A 19,895-nucleotide genomic window follows, 5' to 3' on the forward strand; every position below is an offset into this window, starting at 1 on the left:
TCTAGACCTTTTATTAATAAAATAAAAAAAATTCAAAGCGTTTTATTTTTTTCTATAACCTCTTCGATAGTACCTACCATATAAAATGCTTGCTCTGGAATATGATCATATTTGCCTTCTATGATTTCTTTAAATCCTTGAATAGTATCTCTTAAAGAAACATATGTACCAGAAAATCCAGTAAATACTTCAGCAACAAAAAAGGGTTGCGATAAAAACCGTTGAATTTTTCTCGAACGTAATACTATTAATTTATCTTCTTCTGATAATTCATCCATACCTAAAATCGCAATAATATCTTTAAGTTCTTGATAACGTTGAAGGGTAGATTTCACATCACGAGCCACATTGTAATGTTCTTGCCCTACAATAAGTGGATTTAATTGTTGACTATTAGAATCTAATGGATCTACCGAAGGATAAATACCAAGAGCAGCAATTTGACGACTTAAAACTATAGTTGCATCTAAATGAGAAAAAGTAGTAGCGGGAGATGGATCCGTAAGGTCGTCTGCAGGTACATATACTGCTTGTACAGAAGTAATTGATCCTAAACTTGTAGAAGTAATACGTTCTTGCAAAATACCCATTTCTTCTGACAATGTAGATTGATATCCTACCGCCGATGGAATACGCCCTAATAATGCAGAAACTTCAGTTCCAGCAAGAGTATAACGATATATATTATCTATAAATAGCAATACATCATGCCCTTCATCTCTAAATTTTTCCGCCATAGTCAGACCAGTTAAAGCCACACGCAATCTATTTCCAGGCGGCTCATTCATTTGGCCATATACTAAAGCAACTTTATTAATAACATCAGAGTTTATCATTTCGTTATAAAAATCATTACCTTCACGAGTACGTTCCCCGACACCAACAAATACCGAGTAACCAGAATGTTCTACGGCAATATTACGAATAAGTTCCATCATATTGACGGTCTTTCCAACTCCTGCTCCTCCAAAAAGACCTATTTTCCCTCCTTTAGAAAACGGGCACATTAAATCAATTACTTTAATACCAGTAACTAACAAATCCTGGTCAGTAGATAATTCGGAATAAAGTGGAGCAGCTCTATGAATGGACCACCTTTCTTTTTCTTTAATTGGTCCTTTCATATCAATTGGTTCACCTAACACATTCATTACACGACCTAAAGTTTCCTTTCCTACCGGAACTTCAATAGAGTGTTTTAAATCAATTGCTACTAACCCACGACGTAATCCATCTGTATTGCCCATTGCAATGCAACGTACTATACCTCCACCTAATTGTTGCGCTACTTCCAATATTAACTTTTTATTAAAATTATCAATATGTACTTCAAGCGCATGGTATACAGTCGGCACCACATCTTGATGAAACGCAACATCAACCACCGCCCCAATAACCTGGACAATTTTTCCAGAGCTCATATTAATTACACCTCTAACTATCTTTTAAATTTATATTACAGAAGCTCCTGCAACAACTTCTATCAGTTCTTCCGTAATTTTAGTTTGTCTAGCTTTATTATAAAATAACTTTAAATCATTAATAATAACTTCTCCATTATCCGAAGCTGTCTTCATAGCCATCATTCGAGCAGATTGTTCACTAGCTAAATTTTCTACTACTCCTTGGTAAATTTGTGATTCAATATATCTGTGTAATAAACTGTTTAACAATACTTTAGAATCAGGTTCATATAAATAATCCCAATATTTAGTTTGTAATACAGAGTTTTTTGAGGAAATAATTGGAAGGATCTGTACAACCTGAGGACTCTGAGTTAAAGTATTAACAAATTTATTATACGCTAAATATAGCCTATCTATCTGGTTATTATCATACAACTGCAACATTACTCTCACAGACCCAATTAAAGTTGACATTTTAGGAGCATCTCCAATTCCATATACACAACTGACTATCTTTGTTTGTTTTATGGAACGTAAAAAAGAAGCACCTTTTGACCCGATAATAGCTAATCTAATCGTTATTCCCGCATTATTCCATTTTTTAAAATCACACAATAATGTTCTAAATAAGTTAATATTTAACCCTCCTGTCAATCCTCTATCTGTCGAGACTACCCAATAACCAACAGATTGAATTTTTCGTTCTAAAAAATAAGAGTGTTTATATTCTAATGTCCCTGAAGAAATATGATCAATTACTTTACGAATAGTTTCCGCATACGGTTTACTTATTAACATACGCCTCTGAGTTTGATAAATCTTAGCAGCAGAAATCATTTCCATAGCCTTGGCAATTTTTTGTATATTGCGAATGCTATCTATTTTTCCGCGTATTTCTTTTAAACCAGACATATTTCTATTCCGCAACGATAACGCGTTTGAATTTACCAAGATTGATTTGATTTAAAAGTCTCAAGAATGCTTTTAAATTTATTTTCAATGTTAATATTATATACACCATCGTAATCAATTATTTTAATCAGCTCCTTTTCCGTATAAGTCATATACAATATTAATGCAGACTCAAAATCACTTATTTTTGAAACCTCAACATCTTCTAAATAACCATGCACTGCTGCAAACAAAATGATGGATTGACATGAAATAGACATAGGTGCATATTGTTTCTGTTTTAATAATTCAGTTACTTTTTGACCATGCTGCAATTGCTTTTGAGTAACTTCATCTAGTTCCGAAGCAAATTGAGAAAAAGCAGCTAGTTCACGATATTGAGCTAAAGCAGTGCGAATTCCTCCAGATAACACCTTCATGATATTAGTTTGAGCAGATCCTCCAACTCGCGATACTGAAATGCCTGGATTTACTGCAGGACGAATTCCTGAATTAAATAAATGAGATTCTAAAAAAATCTGACCATCAGTAATAGAAATAACATTCGTTGGAATAAACGAAGAAACATCTCCAGCTTGAGTTTCAACAATAGGTATTGCAGTTAATGAACCAGTTCTTCCTATTATCTTGCCATGAGTACACCGCTCCACATAGTCGGAGCTAACTCTAGAAGCTCTTTCTAACAAACGAGAATGTAAATAAAATATATCCCCTGGGTATGCTTCACGTCCAGGGGGGCGTCGTAGCAATAAAGAAATTTGACGATAAGCGATCGCTTGTTTAGAAAGATCATCGTATACAATTAATGCGTCTTCCCCAAGATCTCTAAAATATTCTCCCATAGCACATCCAGCATAAGGGGCTAAATATTGTAATACAGCTGATTCAGAAGCAGATGCAATCACCACAATAGTATTGGACAACGCATGATGTTCTTCTAGTTTTTTTACAACATTAGCTACAGTTGTTGCTTTCTGCCCAATAGCAACATAAATACATTTAACCCCGCTATAACGTTGATTAATAATGGCGTCAATTGCTAATGCAGATTTTCCAGTTTGCCGATCTCCTATAATTAATTCACGTTGACCACGTCCAATGGGTATCATAGAGTCGACAGACTTATACCCCGTTTGAATAGGTTCATCTATCGATTTTCGATCAATTACACTAGGCGCAATAGCTTCTACAGGAAAATAACAGGAACTTTGTATGACTCCTTTATCATCCACAGGGACCCCTAATGCATTTACTACTCTTCCCAACAACGCTGTTCCAACGGGAACTCTTAATATATTTCCTGTGCATTTTGCCACCATTCCTTCGGACAAATTTAAATATGAACCCATAACTACAGCGCCGACAGAATCACGTTCTAAATTTAATGCTACAGCAAACTGATCTGACGGCAAAGCAATCATTTCACCTTGCATGACATTGGTTAATCCATGTATATGGATTACTCCATCACCTACAGCAGTAATAGTACCTTCATTACGAATCTCACACGTTATATCAAATTGAGCAATACGTCGCTTAATTAATTTACTAATTTCATTTGAATTTAATTGCATAATCTTATTTATACCTTTTAACTAATGTTAAAAACGTTAAGATTGTAGTACGTGATTTAAGCGAAAAATGCGTCCACGTATACTTCCATCAATCACAGTATCTCCAATACGAATAATTACACCAGCCAATATATCTTTATCTACTTTGTGTACTGGATTCACTGTTTTAGATAAACGTTTAGCCATCATATCAGTAATTTTTTTCAGCTGACTATACTTCAAAGGCCCAGCAGAGATTATTTCTATTTCTACAGCATGAACATGTATAGAACATAAATAAGTAAACTCTTTAAATACAATTGGTAATAACAATAAACGATTATTTTCCGCCATAATATAGATTATATTTTTACTGAAGATATCAACTTGTTGCTTTTGATAATCTTCACAAATAGCAATAAATATATCTGATAATCTTTTTGGTTCTAAACATCTAAAAAATAAAGGTCGTACTAACCTATTTAGACTAATCTTAGAAAATAAATCAAGAACTACTTTCCACTTGCTTATATTTTTCTGTTCTACAGCTATATCAAATATAGCTTGAGCATACGTACGCGCAATCACAAATATGCTTGACATCTAATCCTCATATGATAACGTACTAATGATGTTCTTTACAAGATCTACATCAATCATTTCATTTATAGAATGTTCTATAATTTTCTCTGTACCCTCAATTACAAGTGTGCTAATTTGATTTTTTAATTCGTCAGCAACACGTTTTCTTTCATAAATAATCTGTTCCCGAGCTTGAGATAAAATTCTACTTTGCTCCTTTTCAGCTTCATGTTTAGCTTCATTAATTATTTGCATTTTACATTTATTTGCTTGTTTTATAATTTCTTGAGCTTTGACCCGAGCCTGTCTCAAACAAAGCAAAGCTTCAGCATTAGCACGCTCAGATTCTGTTTTAGCATGAGTAGCAGAAACTAAATTATCAGAAATTTCTTTTTGGCGTTTTTCAATAATAGATATAAATGGATACCACACATACTTCATACAAAACCAAACAAACAAAATAAATGAAATAGTTTGACCTAATATTGTTGCATTAAGACTCACAGCGTAAATCCTGATATCTAATAATCAATATAATAAATACATTTATTAATTTTCATTGTTAAACCGCAGAAAACATCACATACAAACCAAGGCCCACAGTAATCATTGGTATTGCATCAACTAATCCCATGACAATAAAAAACTGAGTGCGAAGAATCGGAATGAGATCTGGTTGGCGTGCAGCCCCCTCTAAAAATTTACTACCTAAGATGCCAATACCAATAGCCGCGCCAATTGCTGCTAATCCCATCATTATTGCTGCAGCAATATATAACATATCAAAATTTAAATGTTCCATAATAACCCCCTACAATATTCTGTATACATTATTCATTTCAACACGGATCATGGGCTGTAGATAAATAAATTATTGTCAAAACCATAAAAATAAAGGCCTGTAATATAACAATTAAAATATGAAAAATAGCCCATGGTAAATTTAAAATCCATTGTCCCCACCATGGTAATAAACCAGATATCAAAATAAAAATCAATTCACCAGAATACATGTTGCCAAATAATCTAAGACTAAGTGATACTGGTTTAGATAAAAAACCAACAACTTCAATAATAAAATTAATAGGAATACACGTTGTATGATTAAATGGATGATACGCCAATCCTTTAATAAAACCACGAACACCATTAATGTAGACATTATAGTACATAACTAGTACAAATATATTTAGAGCTAACGAAGAAGTGATATTCACATCGGCAGACGGCACAACGCGCAAAGCAGGCAACCCTAACATATATTTAGCTATAATAGGAAATAAGTCTATTGGAAATAAATCCATGGCATTCATTAAAAAAATCCAAACAAAAACCGTCATAGATAACGGCGCAATTAGTTTGTTTTTACCATGAAACATATCTTTTACATTACTGTCGATAAACAATATTACTAACTCAATAAACACTTGCAGTTTTGTGGGAACCGCACAAGTTGCCACTGTAGCCAAACGACCGAAAATTAATAAAAATAAAATAGCCAACAATATTGAAAAAAACATCGAATCTATATTCAATACCCAGAATGAAGAAGTATTTTCCGAGCTCACTAACGAAAAAGTACTTAAATCAAATTGCAGATGACATAAATGATGTCCAATATATTCTTGGGAAGCGCCTTTGATTCCTGACATAATCCACCTTTCAAAAATATTAACTGCAATATATTATAAATATTTTAACGATGTTTTTGTATAATGCACATTACCGCCTCGATGTACAACGTATACCTACTAATATGTTTAATAAATCAAATTATTATCATATATAACTTACAATGATGTTGTATTTGAGAAGAATGACAGTGCCTGCATCAAATTTGCAAAAGTTAGTACTAATAAAAATAATAAGAATACTCGCTCTTTTCACGCAATCACATACCAATGTGACAAAAGAGAATTATAAATGACACTATAAATTAATCAATAATTTAACATAATATATCACAACTTATAGAAACAAACACACAACCGAACTATAGTTTAATGTAAGACAAATAACAACGCATATGTTGACTAAAAGTTACGAAATAATACACCTGTTTACAACTAAGACTTGGTATAATCCTGCCTGCAAAAACATTACAAAGTGTAAAATCTAGTCACATATAAACAACCGTATAGTACTAAAAATATATATCATATATAGCAGATCATTAAAATAACAAACTACTATTAGTAACTCCATATAACTATTGGAAACAAATATAAAAACACCACGCTCTACACGCCTAACTCTCTCATATAGTAAACAAATAATACTTGTATTAATAGAAATCTATTATTCAATATATCAACATGTATTGTACGTTAACAAACCTTGTTTTTTTAACCAAACCAATAAATTAGAAATAGCTGCAGGAGTTATACCAGAAATGCGAGAAGCCTGCCCAATAGAATAAGGTTTATAATTATTGAGTTTATCGATGACCTCCTTAGATAATCCAGAAACAATATTGAAATCTATATCAGTAGGTAACAATGTATTTTCATTGTAAATATGTCTCTTTATTTCTTCTTGTTGATGACGAATATAACCTTCATATTTTATTTGAATTTCAATTTGCTCAAATACTTGACGATCCAATACAGATGAACCAAAAGTGCTTAGTTGAGATAATTTTGTGTAATTAATTTCTGGTCTTCTCAACAGATCTTCACCATTTGCTTCATGTATTAAAGGTGCTTTAAGGAAATTATTTAATTGTGCAATATCTGCACTATACGGAAAAATATAAGTATTACGTAGTCTCTGACGTTCTTTTTCAATATTTTCTTTTTTGCAACAAAAAACTTTCCATCGCAACTCATCTATCAAACCTAACTGTCGCGCGATTTCAGTCAATCTTAAATCAGCATTATCCTCGCGTAAAGAAAGACGGTATTCAGCGCGCGAAGTAAACATACGATAAGGTTCTTCTGTTCCATGTGTACAAAGATCATCTACAAGTACCCCTAAATATGCCTGATCTCTTCTAGGATACCATCCTTCTTTATTTTGAGAAAATCTAGCTGCATTAATTCCGGCCAATAATCCTTGAGCAGCTGCTTCTTCGTAACCAGTAGTACCATTAATTTGACCAGAAAAAAACAATCCAGAAATAAATTTGCTCTCTAATGTTAACTTTAAATCACGAGGATCAAAAAAATCGTATTCAATAGCATAACCCGGCCTAATTATATAAGCATTCTCTAATCCCTGAATTGATTTAATCATTTGTATTTGCACACAAAAAGGTAGGCTAGTAGAAATACCATTAAGATACACTTCAGGTGTTGTCAAACCTTCAGGTTCTAAAAAAATTTGATGAGCATTACGATCTGAAAAACGAGTTATTTTGTCTTCTATAGACGGACAATACCGAGGTGATATTCCTTTTATTAAACCTGTATACATAGGACTCTGATGTAAATTTGATCTAACTATTTCATGTGTTTTATTATTAGTATGGGTAATATAACAAGGCACCTGAGTAGGATGTTGTTTTGTAGATCCTATAAATGAAAACACAGGAACAGGATCGTCACTATATTGTGCACGTAAAGCATCAAAATTTATCCCTTTGGCATGCACGCGAGGAGAAGTCCCCGTTTTTAATCGACCAACTTTCAAAGATAATTCTTTCAATCGTTCTGATAACAACGACGATGACTCTGTATCCCCAGATCGACCTCCTCTAAAATTATTCATCCCAATATGAATCTTACCATTAAGAAAGGTTCCTGTCGTCAATACAACGGACGTACCACGAAATTTCATTCCTAATTTTGGAGTAACCACTCCAACAATTCTGTTCCTACTAACTATTAAATCTTCTACTGATGCCTGAATAACCAACAAAAATTTCTGATATTCAAGAATATTACGTATTACTTGGCGATATAATATTTTATCTGCCTGAGCACGTGTTGCTCTAACAGCAGCTCCTTTACTACTGTTAAGTACTCTAAATTGAATTCCCGATTGATCGATAGCACAAGCCATCGATCCGCCCATCGCATCAATTTCTTTCACTAAATGCCCTTTCCCTACGCCTCCAACGGCCGGATTACAAGACATCTGACCAAGAGTATCAATATTATGAGTAATCAAAAGAGTAGTACATCGCATCCTAGCAGAAGCCAAAGCCGCTTCTGTCCCAGAATGACCTCCTCCAACAACAATAACATCAAAATGAGTAGAATAGAACATACACCAACCTCACCACACGACCAACCACATCCCGACCAAATCCTCCACTACCAACAATCTCACACTTTGCTATTCGTGTGTATATACATTCCGTTGACCGAACATTTTAGCAATTATATTTAAAAAAGTTGAAAAATTCAATGAAAAGAATAGATTAAATTATCTGATCATTAAAGATAAGTTGAAGCAATGTTTGATTGCCGTATGTGATTGGGATTGTATTATTGAAGATCATTGTAGTAGTATGTAAAATTTAAAAATAAAAAATTTGAAAACAGGTCGTTATTGTTTATTAATCTACTTTATTGATTAAAGCTATGGAAATGCTTGAATTAATATTTCTAGTTATGTTATTGTAAAAATGGATTAATTTTAGTAAAATAGTAAGCACATGTGTGTTCAATGTACGTTTTATTCTTTAAATAAATAAGTGGTTTAGTAATCGAACTTAATATACAATCATACGTTGCAGTAAAATTATAAAAAATTAATAATATTTTGTATTACAGGCTTGTAGCTCAGGCGGTTAGAGCGCACCCCTGATAAGGGTGAGGACGGTGGTTCAATTCCACTCAGGCCTATAATGAATAGATGTTTGCAATTAGTAGATAATGAGAAATGTTCAATAGAATTTGTATTTTATTTATGTTTGTATCTGCGCACATTCAATGAATCACTATAAACTACGTTTAGCTATGTTAAATATATGGATTACAAATTATCCGTAATATTTAAGTGATGATTTTTTATTTTTGTATTTTACTAAATACGTGTTGAAAAAAATTTTTTTGTATAATTATGATTCTATCTTTACGATGAATAATGGGAATTTATGCTATGTATATAGGTAAGATAAACAATATGAAACCAAATAAATTTAGAACATACGTATATATATTAAGGTCACGCCATTATGCCAGTTCGGGTATTAAACAAATTGCCTGCGGTGAAAATTTTACAGAACGAAGATGTTTTTGTTATGCAAAAATCACGCAATACTTTTAAAGAACAAGGTTCTTTAAAAGTATTGATTCTCAATTTAATGCCAAAAAAAATTGAAACGGAAAATCAATTATTACGTTTACTATCGAATTCTCCTTTACAAATTGATATTCAATTGTTACGCATAGATAACCATATTCCTAAAAACACGCCTGTTGAACATTTAAACAATTTTTATTGTAGTTTTCCAGATATCCAATATAAAAACTTCGATGGTTTGATTGTAACTGGTGCTCCTTTGGGGTTAATTGATTTTGAAAATATAACCTTTTGGCCTCAAATTGAGCAATTATTTTTATGGGCAAAAGAACATATTAATTCAATATTATTTGTTTGTTGGGCGGTACAGGCGGCTTTAAAAGTACTATACAACCTTCCTAAATTTACTCGAAAAAATAAATTAGTAGGAATTTACCAACACAATACTATAAATTCACATGCACTCTTAACAAAAGGGTTTGATGAAAAATTTTTAGCACCTCATTCTCGTTATTCGGATTTTCCTAAAGATATAATTTATCGGAATACAGATTTAGAAATTTTAGCAGAATCTGAAGAAGCAGGTGCATATTTACTGATTAGTCGAGACAAACGTTTAATATTTGTAACCGGACATCCAGAATATGACGCGATGACTTTATCTCAAGAATATTATAGGGACTTAAAATTAGGATTAAGTCCGATGCTGCCAGATCATTATTTTCCTCAAGACAATCCTAATTTAGTTCCTAAGATCAGCTGGAGAAGTCATGCGTATTTATTGTTTGCCAATTGGCTAAATCATTATGTACAACAAAATGTCACAAAATATTTAGGTTCTGTCTGAACAGATTGAATAACACGAATAATAAATCATTATGTTTCTTTATAAAATTAATTTATGAGATATAAAATCAAAAATTATAAATATTTTAAAATTATATAGTTTCTTTCAAAACTACGATTTTGTGCTTATTGTTATTGCTATACAAAAGATTATGTATTTTTTTGATGTTTAGTTAGGATCGATGATATCGATTGGCTCAAAAAGTACATTTATACATCAGCAAGAATTTTTTCATTTACATAAATATATGTAAATGTATATAATATTATACAAAAATAGATAGTTAATTTCGTATATTTAGTTGTCTGTATAAATTTTCACCATATTTATACACGCGAGGCACGATAATTATACATATAAATCATCTGCTACATCTATGTAGCAACCTGAACGAGTCATGGTGCGCTGAATAGTCTTTTTTAATTTAATTCTTATTTACTTCTTTTGCGATAAAACATAATACAATAAATTATGAAAAATATAAATCCTATTCGTACACAAGCTTGGCAACACCTCAAACAACATTTTGACGATATGAAGGACACATCAATTAGCGATTTGTTCAGTCAAGATAAACATAGGTTTGCTCATTTCTCTAAAACATTTAATAATGAAATTTTAGTGGATTATTCAAAAAACTTAATCACGAACGAAACTATTATTAAACTAATATCTTTAGCTATTGAATGTGATCTGATAGAAGCCATTACAGATATGTTTCATGGTGAAAAAATTAATTGCAGTGAAGATCGTGCTGTATTGCATATAGCTTTAAGAAATATAAAAAATACGCCAATTTTAGTAGATGGATTCAACGTAATGCCACAAATAAATGCAGTACTAAATAAAATGAAACAATTTTGTAATCAAGTTATTCAAGGTAATTGGACAGGTTACACGGATAAAATAATTACAGATGTTGTTAATATAGGTATTGGAGGTTCCAATCTTGGACCTTATATGGTAACTGAAGCATTAAAACCATATCGAAATCGTTTAAATATGCATTTTGTTTCTAATATAGACGGCACGCATATTTTTGAGACGTTAAAAAATTTAAATCCAGAAAATACATTATTTGTAATAGCATCAAAAACTTTTACCACGCAAGAGACTATGAGTAATGCGCTTAGTGCACGTAACTGGTTTTGTAAAGCTACTTCTAATGCACAACATATATCGAAGCATTTTATAGCATTATCCACAAATACCATAGAAGTACGTAAATTTGGTATTGATCCATTAGAAAATATGTTTAAATTTTGGGATTGGGTAGGTGGGCGTTATTCGTTGTGGTCATCAATTGGTTTACCGATAATGCTATCGGTGGGAGTGGGCAATTTTGAATTATTGCTGGCCGGGGCTCATGACATGGATCTGCATTTTTATGATACACCGTTACATGAAAATCTACCAGTAATTCTAGCGCTTATTGGTATTTGGTACAATAATTTCTTTCAAACAGAAACTGAAGCCATTTTTCCTTATGATCAATATATGCACCGTTTTACAGCATATTTACAACAAGTAAATATGGAATCTAACGGGAAATGTGTAGATCGCAATGGATGTCCTATTATATATCAAACTGGTCCTATTGTATGGGGAGAACCTGGGACTAATGGACAACATTCATTTTATCAATTGCTTCACCAAGGTACTAAAATGGTCCCATGTGATTTTATCGCGCCAGCAATTAGTCATAATCCTATATCTGATCATCATGAAAAATTAATATCAAATTTTTTTGCTCAAACTAAAGCGTTGGCTTTTGGAAATACACATTCAACATTAATACAAAAATATGTAAAATCTAAAAGAAATTACACAGGTGAACAATGTATAGTTCCTTTTAAGTTATGTAAAGGAAATAATCCTAGTAATTCTATTTTAGTAAAAAAAATTACTCCTTATACTTTAGGGGCTTTGATTGCTTTATATGAACATAAAATATTTACGCAAGGCATTATTTTTAATATTCATACTTTTGATCAATGGGGAGTGGAATTAGGAAAACAATTAGCTGACAGTATTTTACCAGAATTAAAATATAAAAATATGATTTCTAAAAATCATGACAGCTCAACTTGTGGTTTAATACATTGTTACAAATCTTGGCGTGGTTAATGCGATTCTTGGATTTATAAAATCAATATCTAATTACGGTAGACGTGTGAAATAATATGTTTTGAGTAGTGTTTTTATTATATTCAAACATTCTATGATCTTCTTAGAAAAAGATAATACATGACATTCCGAGTAATTTTTTTGCGGTATAAAACCCAATGATTCGGAATTATACTAGTATTAAAAATATTTCTGTTTTTTGAAGTTTCTATATAGATCCAAGATTCTTTTTCCAATAAATTATACCTTTCTAATAAAAAAATAATTTCAGGTATAATATGCTCCTGAAAAGGAGGGTCAAGAAAGATGACATTATACGTCGTAATCGTTTGTTGTAACCAAGAACGACAATCAGCATATATTACCTCACTGTTGTATGCTGAAAAAGACTGCGTGATTTTCATCAACGCGGTGATGCAAATATGATTATTATCTAAAAAAGTTACTTTGTTAGCTCCTCTAGACAAGGATTCTAGACCTAGTGCACCGCTTCCAGCAAAACAATCTAAACACACCGCACCAGAAATAATAGGATTAATCCAACTAAATAACATTTCACGCATGCGATTAGTAGTTGGACGTATTTTAGAATGCCGAGTAATTGGTATGTTTCTTCCCTTCCATTTACCACCAATAATCTTAATTTTTCTGGATATACCTAAATGTAATTTATTTTTCATACACCTACTATATTTCTATATCTCAAAATAATAATTTACAGAATATTTTTATCTTTTGATATGAAAAGATTTGTATTATGAGCCACGAATCATCGATTTATTTTTATGATATATAAATCTAATTACTTTATACATAAACTACAGAAGTGCTACAATCACTGCTTCTAATGTCTACAACCTATTTATTTTTTGTTATATTCTGCATTAGTTGTATTTATGTTATGTAATTATGTGTAGTGTATTACATGTAAATATTTTGTATATTTTCAAAAACACAAAATAAACAATATCAATTAGAATTGATTAACAAAATAAGTAATAAGGAATATTAAAATAAATAAAAAATAACATCGTATATGTTAATGATAATTATGAGGTAGATATATATGAATCGTGCATATAATTTATTTAACAAACTGAAACAGAGTTTGTTAAATACTCGAAAAAAATTGGGTGATAACATAATAGGGTTAATTCGAGATAAAAGAATTGATACCGTTATATTAGATAAAATTAAGAATCAATTATTAATCGCAGATATAAACATACATACTACCCAAAAAATCATTAATAATTTGAAAAATTATATTAGTTTTGATACTAACTGCAATGAGCAATCTTTTCATGATGCATTACGTAACGAAATGTTAAAAATAGTCACACTTATTGACAAACCATTATTTTTACAAGAAAAAAAACCATTTATTATGTTAATGGTAGGAGTTAACGGTGTTGGAAAAACTACTACTATTGGAAAATTAGCACATTATTACCGATTAAAAAATAGAACTGTAATGCTAGCAGCAGGAGATACTTGTAGAGCTGCAGCTGCAGATCAGTTAGAAATTTTGGGGAAACGTAGTGGTTGCATCGCGGTCATCACAAAAAATACCACTGCTGATGCTGCTTCAATAGTTTTTGATGCTGTTAAAATAGCTAAAATAAAATCTGTTGATTTACTTATTATAGACACCGCAGGTAGATTACAAAATAAAATATATGCTATGGAAGAACTAAAAAAAATTATTAGAGTAATAAAAAAAATTGATGCAGCAGCACCTCATGAAACCATGTTAGTTCTTGATGCCAACATTGGACAAAATTCTATAAATCAAGTACGCATGTTCAATGAATTTATTAAAATTACAGGAATAATTATGACTAAATTAGACGGTAGCGCTAAAGGAGGAACTCTTTTATCTATTGCTGATCATTTTTCAATACCAATACGATATATTGGGATAGGGCCAAATATTGATGATTTACAATCATTTAAATCACACAATTTTGTTGAAGCTATTTTAACAGAATAAATACAATAACAAAAAACACTATTTATAATGTATATGGGTGTCTCTTAAAAAGAAGATTGTTAATCTGGATAATAATAAAAATATTTTTAAATAATTATTGAAAATAATGTTATTAATATTTATTATGTCTTCGGAGGATTTTAATTACAAGAAATTAAGTTCAAATAATTAAAATAACATTCTAATTTATTTAATCAGAAAAGTCATAAAATCAGAATATTAATTGAGAGATAAAACTTAAAAATAGTACAGATTGACAACAACAAACAAATCGACGCATTTGTCGGTATCTGTATATTCTAGACACAATCTATGCATCATCAAAATTAACGTGAAATTCAGATTTCACTAAAATTATCTATGAACTGTTTGATATTATCAAGGATAATGATTAGTTATAATAGGTAACTTATGATATATTAATATCTAATTAGAATTAGTAACAAAATCAATGATGATTATGTTAGAATTACGATATTTAAATATCATACATTATTTTATTGTCGATACAAAATTTTTTTACGATGGTTTTGGTTCTGATGCAATTACATGCAGACGCAATAATGTGCCCATGATTACCTGCGTATACATGGTTATTTTAGGAGAATAAATGCCTAAATATATACAAAAAAATGTAACTTTAGTTCCTCAAGGGAATTTAGAAGCTTATATAAGAGCAGCCAATGCTTATACTATGTTAACAGCAGAAGAAGAAAAAACGTTAGCTAAACGCTTATACTATCATGGTGATTTAGATGCTGCAAAAAAGCTTATTGTGTCACATTTAAGATTTGTTGTTCACGTGTCTCGTAATTATTCTGGTTATGGATTACCGAAAGCCGATTTAATACAAGAAGGTAATATTGGTTTAATGAAAGCTGTCCGCCGATTTAATCCAGAATTAGATGTTCGTTTAGTGTCATTTGCTGTGCACTGGATTAAAGCTGAAATCCATGAATATGTTCTAAAAAACTGGCGTATTGTAAAAATAGCTACTACTAAAGCACAGCGTAAATTATTTTTTAATCTACGTAAAACTAAACAACGTTTAGGTTGGTTTAATGCAGGAGAAATAGAAATAGTCGCAAAAGCGTTAAATGTGACTAGCAAAGACGTGCGCGAAATGGAATCCCGAATGTCAGCGCAAGATATGACTTTTGAACAATCTTCAGATGAAGATAACCGAGGAATATCAATAGCACCTATCTTATATTTACAAGACAAAATTGTTTCTTATAATGAAGAAGAAGAATGGATCGATCAAGTTAGTAATAAATTAAATGCAGCCATAAAGACTTTAGATAAACGTAGTCAACATATTATTCGTGCCCGATGGTTAAATATGGATAATAAAAGTACATTACAAGAATTAGCCAATCAATACGGTGTTTCTGCTGAACGAGTACGTCAATTAGAAAAAAATGCCATGAAAAAAATGAAACTAATCATACAAAATTAATTAAAATTTTTTGAATTTCATTGGTGCAACTGAATAATATAAAAACTATTAAAACGCATATATACTTTTTAACTTTGATTGTTTGACTGTAGTATATCAATTTGATAAAATTCACATTTATTAATGATTTTCGATGTTACACATTTTTAATTTTAAAAAAAAGTTATGTAGCCATAACACTTTTTTCAAGGTTTTTACTCTAAATTTTTATGAGTACTTTATATAACCAGAATAGCTCATGGAGTAAATTATGACAATTGTCGGTCATATATTAGGATTTCCTCGGATTGGATTACATAGAGAACTAAAGTATGCTCTAGAATATTATTGGGATGGAACAATCAAGGAAGATAAATTATTAGAAATAGGCCGTACATTACGCGCACGTCATTGGAAACAACAGAAAGATTCCGGTATCGACTGGATCCCAGTAGGTGATTTCGCATGGTATGATCATGTTTTGACTACTAGTTTGATGCTCAATAATATTCCAGATAGGCATCGTATTGGTCAAGAAAATATTAATTTAAATACATTGTTTAGAATAAGCCGAGGGTATTCTTTAAACGAAAAACTGATACCACCTGCAGAAATGAAAAAATGGTTTAATACAAATTATCATTATATAGTACCCGAATTTGTTTCCACTCAAAAATTTAAGTTAAATTGGACGCAATTGTTCGATGAAATAGATGAAGCTTTGTCTCTGAAATATACAGTAAAACCAATACTACTTGGCCCAATTAGTTATCTTTGGTTAGGAAAAGTAAAAGGAAAAAAATTTGATCGTTTGTCATTATTACCTAATTTATTATCGGTATATCAAGAAATATTAGATATTTTATTATCAAAAAATATTGATTGGATACAAATTGATGAGCCTATACTAGTTTTGGAGTTACCGTTACGATGGTTAGATGCATATTTAAGTGCGTATGAACAACTTTATGGTAAAGTTAAATTGTTATTAACCACTTACTTCGATGGCATATATCATCAGTTGGATATTATTACACAATTAAAAATAGATGGTCTACATGTGGATCTGGTTTCCAATCCTGATAATATACCTTTACTGCATGCACAATTACCAAAACATTGGGTATTATCAGCAGGAGTAGTTAACGGACGTAATGTATGGAAAACTAACTTATATGATTGGTTTAAAAAACTATATCCTTTAGTAGGCGAGCGCAGACTATGGATAGGTTCTTCTTGTTCCTTGTTACACAGTCCTATTGATCTAAATACGGAGATAAAATTAGACAAACACATTAAAGAATGGTTTGCTTTTGCGCTGCAAAAATGTTATGAAATAAAAATGTTATGCACCGCATTGAACGCCAAAAACACAAGTAACTCGACATATGAAGATACACTTAGTGAATATTATGCTTCTAATAACTTACGCTGTTATTCTAGCACAATTCATGACATACAAGTTAAAAAACGCCTCGAACACATCCATGACATTTCCTATTCTAGATCTTCTCCGTACACAACACGAGCTACATTACAACATAAGAAACTTAATTTACCATTATTTCCAACAACTACTATCGGTTCATTTCCTCAAACTGAAGAAATTCGTAAACTTCGTTCGCACTTCAAAAGCAGCCAAATCAATAAAGAAGATTACTATCTTAGTATTAAGAATTACATTAAAAAAATTATTATGGAGCAAGAAAAATTGGATTTAGATATTCTAGTGCATGGAGAACCAGAACGAAATGACATGGTAGAATATTTTGGAGAGAATTTAAATGGATTTATATTTACTCAAAATGGGTGGGTACAAAGTTATGGTTCACGTTGTGTAAAACCTCCAGTAATTGTTGGGGATATTAGTCGTCCAAAACCCATTACTATAGAATGGATAAGTTATGCTCAGTCATTAACTAATAAACCGATAAAAGGTATATTAACTGGACCTGTCACCATAATGTCTTGGTCGTTCCTACGCGAAGATATACAACGAAAAACAATAGCATTGCAATTAGCATTGTCGATACGTGATGAAGTAATAGACCTGGAAAAATCTGGCATTGGAATTATACAAATTGATGAGCCAGCCTTACGAGAGGGATTGCCGTTAAAACGTTCTGATCAAAAAAAATATTTAGAATGGGCAATTAATGTCTTTAGAATCACTGTATCATCAGTGAAAGATGATACCCAGATTCATACTCATATGTGTTATTCTGAATTTAGTGATATCATTCATGCCATTTTAGCATTAGATGCAGATGTAATTAGTATAGAAGCAGCTAGGTCAGATGAGAAGATGTTAACATCTATACAACATGTAATAAATGATTTAAATGAAATTGGTCCAGGAATATACGATATTCATTCTCCCAATGAACCAACACAAAATGATCTTATCAGAAGAATTAATCAATTGTTAAAATATATCCCAAAACAACGTTTATGGATTAATCCTGATTGTGGATTAAAAACAAGATCATGGCCTGAAATTCAACATTCATTGAATAATATGGTATCTGCGGCTAAATTATTGCGTAAACAATTTAATTCATCGTAAATCATGGCTAATAATTTTTTTTTATTAATTAATTGTATAGCAATCAATATTAAGATAGAATTTCCAGACTTATTAGTAATATCATGGGTTGATTATGAAATTATCTATTTAAGAAACGATCGTTAAACAAGTTAAAATTAATATTTTTATTACATAAAAAATAAAGAATTTTGGAAAATTTACCACTAATTTTAAACATTTTGGAATAACCCTCTAAAAAACACGCGATAGCTTTATTATGACTGTAACTCATGCATTTCATTTAGATTTAAAGACCGGGGACCTTCAAGGAGCAACTTTAGCTATTCTTCCAGGTGATCCTAATAGAGTTAAAAAAATTGCTTCTCTGATGGATGAGGCAGAATACATTTCTAGTAATCGAGAATTTACAACTTGGTCTGCAAAAATCAATGAAGAGACAATAATTATTTGTTCTACAGGCATAGGTGGTCCATCTACTTCTATTGTGGTAGAAGAATTATCTCAATTAGGTATACGTACATTCTTACGTGTAGGTACCTCAGGAGCTATTCAAAAATATATAAAAACAGGCGATGTGTTGATTACCACTGCTGCTGTTCGCTGTGATGGGGCAAGTCAACATTTCGCTCCATTAGAATTTCCAGCAGTAGCAGATTTATCATGTACTATGGCTTTAATTAAAGCGGCTAAAAACATTGGTATTAAATCACATTTTGGTATAACTGTATCTTCAGATACATTTTATCCTGGACAAGAAAGACAGGATACATATTCTGGGCGAGTTATTCAAAAATTGCGCGGATCCATGGAAGAATGGAAAAACCTGGGGGTTATGAGTTACGAAATGGAATCTGCAACACTACTAACTATGTGTTTAACTCAAGGATTACGGGCAGGAGTTGTTACAGGTGTTATTGTAAATCGCACACAAAAAGAAATTCCAAACGTTACTTTAATACATCATACTGAATATATGGCAATGAAAGTTGTAATAGAAGGCGCTCATATTCTTCTGAATAAAAAAAATACTTTATGCCGTTATTCGGAATAATATTGATTATTATTTTTTTTAAGTATTTCGATTTATTTTAATATATTCAGTACTGACGGAAATTTTCCGAATAACATATTATTTTTTTAAATGAAAGAATCTTAAATGGAATTTAACATATTGTATTATCTAAATAATAAGTAACATGTCGTTCACACATGATACGTAGCTTACGTCTATTTGTACTCTTAAACTGTTGATATGTCATATATAATGATTAATAATAAGTAATTATTATAAGATTATTT

16 protein-coding genes and 1 tRNA gene are annotated in these 19,895 nt (G+C 31.2%); 8 read left to right on the forward strand and 9 right to left on the reverse strand.

The window, feature by feature from the left end; all coding sequences use genetic code 11:
• Nucleotides 1-32 precede the first annotated feature (32 nt).
• From atpD to mnmG, 8 genes are all read right to left on the reverse strand, one after another.
• Complete coding sequence (gene atpD, locus M9407_RS02665) at nt 33-1,421, reverse strand: F0F1 ATP synthase subunit beta (protein WP_250236941.1); 1,389 nt, start codon at nt 1,419-1,421, stop codon at nt 33-35.
• Between the two features lie 30 nt (nt 1,422-1,451).
• Nucleotides 1,452-2,318, reverse strand: a complete 867-nt coding sequence (atpG, locus tag M9407_RS02670) for a F0F1 ATP synthase subunit gamma (protein ID WP_250236942.1) — start codon at nt 2,316-2,318, stop codon at nt 1,452-1,454.
• A gap of 32 nt (nt 2,319-2,350) precedes the next feature.
• Complete coding sequence (gene atpA / locus M9407_RS02675; RefSeq protein ID WP_250236943.1) at nt 2,351-3,892, reverse strand: F0F1 ATP synthase subunit alpha; 1,542 nt, start codon at nt 3,890-3,892, stop codon at nt 2,351-2,353.
• A gap of 36 nt (nt 3,893-3,928) precedes the next feature.
• Nucleotides 3,929-4,474, reverse strand: a complete 546-nt coding sequence (locus tag M9407_RS02680; protein WP_250236944.1) for a F0F1 ATP synthase subunit delta — start codon at nt 4,472-4,474, stop codon at nt 3,929-3,931.
• Nucleotides 4,475-4,957 carry a F0F1 ATP synthase subunit B gene (gene atpF / locus M9407_RS02685; protein WP_250236945.1) on the reverse strand — a complete coding sequence of 161 codons (483 nt, stop codon included), beginning with the start codon at nt 4,955-4,957 and terminating at the stop codon, nt 4,475-4,477.
• Between the two features lie 58 nt (nt 4,958-5,015).
• Complete coding sequence (gene atpE, locus M9407_RS02690; protein ID WP_011282559.1) at nt 5,016-5,255, reverse strand: F0F1 ATP synthase subunit C; 240 nt, start codon at nt 5,253-5,255, stop codon at nt 5,016-5,018.
• 37 nt (nt 5,256-5,292) lie between these two features.
• The gene (gene atpB / locus M9407_RS02695; protein ID WP_250236946.1) at nt 5,293-6,105 is read right to left on the reverse strand and encodes a F0F1 ATP synthase subunit A; all 813 of its coding nucleotides are present in this window, start codon (nt 6,103-6,105) and stop codon (nt 5,293-5,295) included.
• A gap of 658 nt (nt 6,106-6,763) precedes the next feature.
• Nucleotides 6,764-8,662, reverse strand: a complete 1,899-nt coding sequence (gene mnmG / locus M9407_RS02700) for a tRNA uridine-5-carboxymethylaminomethyl(34) synthesis enzyme MnmG (protein ID WP_250236947.1) — start codon at nt 8,660-8,662, stop codon at nt 6,764-6,766.
• Nucleotides 8,663-9,169: 507 nt separating this feature from the next.
• Between mnmG and M9407_RS02705 the strand changes: the two genes are divergently transcribed.
• The 3 genes from M9407_RS02705 (at nt 9,170) to pgi (ending at nt 12,617) form a co-directional block, all read left to right on the forward strand.
• A tRNA-Ile gene (locus M9407_RS02705) sits at nt 9,170-9,243 on the forward strand.
• 332 nt (nt 9,244-9,575) lie between these two features.
• Nucleotides 9,576-10,490, forward strand: a complete 915-nt coding sequence (locus tag M9407_RS02710; protein ID WP_250236949.1) for a homoserine O-succinyltransferase — start codon at nt 9,576-9,578, stop codon at nt 10,488-10,490.
• A 471-nt stretch (nt 10,491-10,961) separates the two neighbouring features.
• Nucleotides 10,962-12,617 carry a glucose-6-phosphate isomerase gene (gene pgi / locus M9407_RS02715; RefSeq protein ID WP_250236951.1) on the forward strand — a complete coding sequence of 552 codons (1,656 nt, stop codon included), beginning with the start codon at nt 10,962-10,964 and terminating at the stop codon, nt 12,615-12,617.
• Nucleotides 12,618-12,709: 92 nt separating this feature from the next.
• Here the strand turns inward: pgi and rsmD are convergent, their stop codons facing one another.
• Entirely contained in the window at nt 12,710-13,297 is a 588-nt protein-coding gene (gene rsmD, locus M9407_RS02720; RefSeq protein WP_250236952.1) for a 16S rRNA (guanine(966)-N(2))-methyltransferase RsmD, read from the reverse strand.
• A gap of 386 nt (nt 13,298-13,683) precedes the next feature.
• On the opposite strand from rsmD, the gene ftsY reads away from it, so the two are divergent.
• The 5 genes from ftsY to udp all read left to right on the forward strand — a co-directional run bounded on the left by ftsY (nt 13,684) and on the right by udp (nt 19,647).
• Nucleotides 13,684-14,610 carry a signal recognition particle-docking protein FtsY gene (gene ftsY, locus M9407_RS02725; RefSeq protein ID WP_250236953.1) on the forward strand — a complete coding sequence of 309 codons (927 nt, stop codon included), beginning with the start codon at nt 13,684-13,686 and terminating at the stop codon, nt 14,608-14,610.
• Between the two features lie 610 nt (nt 14,611-15,220).
• Complete coding sequence (gene rpoH / locus M9407_RS02730) at nt 15,221-16,069, forward strand: RNA polymerase sigma factor RpoH (protein WP_250236954.1); 849 nt, start codon at nt 15,221-15,223, stop codon at nt 16,067-16,069.
• A gap of 250 nt (nt 16,070-16,319) precedes the next feature.
• Nucleotides 16,320-18,614: a 5-methyltetrahydropteroyltriglutamate--homocysteine S-methyltransferase gene (gene metE / locus M9407_RS02735; protein WP_250236955.1), complete on the forward strand. Its 2,295-nt coding sequence runs from the start codon at nt 16,320-16,322 to the stop codon at nt 18,612-18,614.
• 3 nt (nt 18,615-18,617) lie between these two features.
• The gene (locus M9407_RS03310) at nt 18,618-18,740 is read left to right on the forward strand and encodes a hypothetical protein (RefSeq protein WP_284309684.1); all 123 of its coding nucleotides are present in this window, start codon (nt 18,618-18,620) and stop codon (nt 18,738-18,740) included.
• 112 nt (nt 18,741-18,852) lie between these two features.
• Nucleotides 18,853-19,647 carry a uridine phosphorylase gene (udp, locus tag M9407_RS02740; RefSeq protein WP_250236956.1) on the forward strand — a complete coding sequence of 265 codons (795 nt, stop codon included), beginning with the start codon at nt 18,853-18,855 and terminating at the stop codon, nt 19,645-19,647.
• Nucleotides 19,648-19,895 lie beyond the last annotated feature (248 nt).

This window comes from Blochmannia endosymbiont of Camponotus sp. (genome assembly GCF_023586365.1).
Lineage (GTDB): Bacteria > Pseudomonadota > Gammaproteobacteria > Enterobacterales > Enterobacteriaceae > Blochmanniella.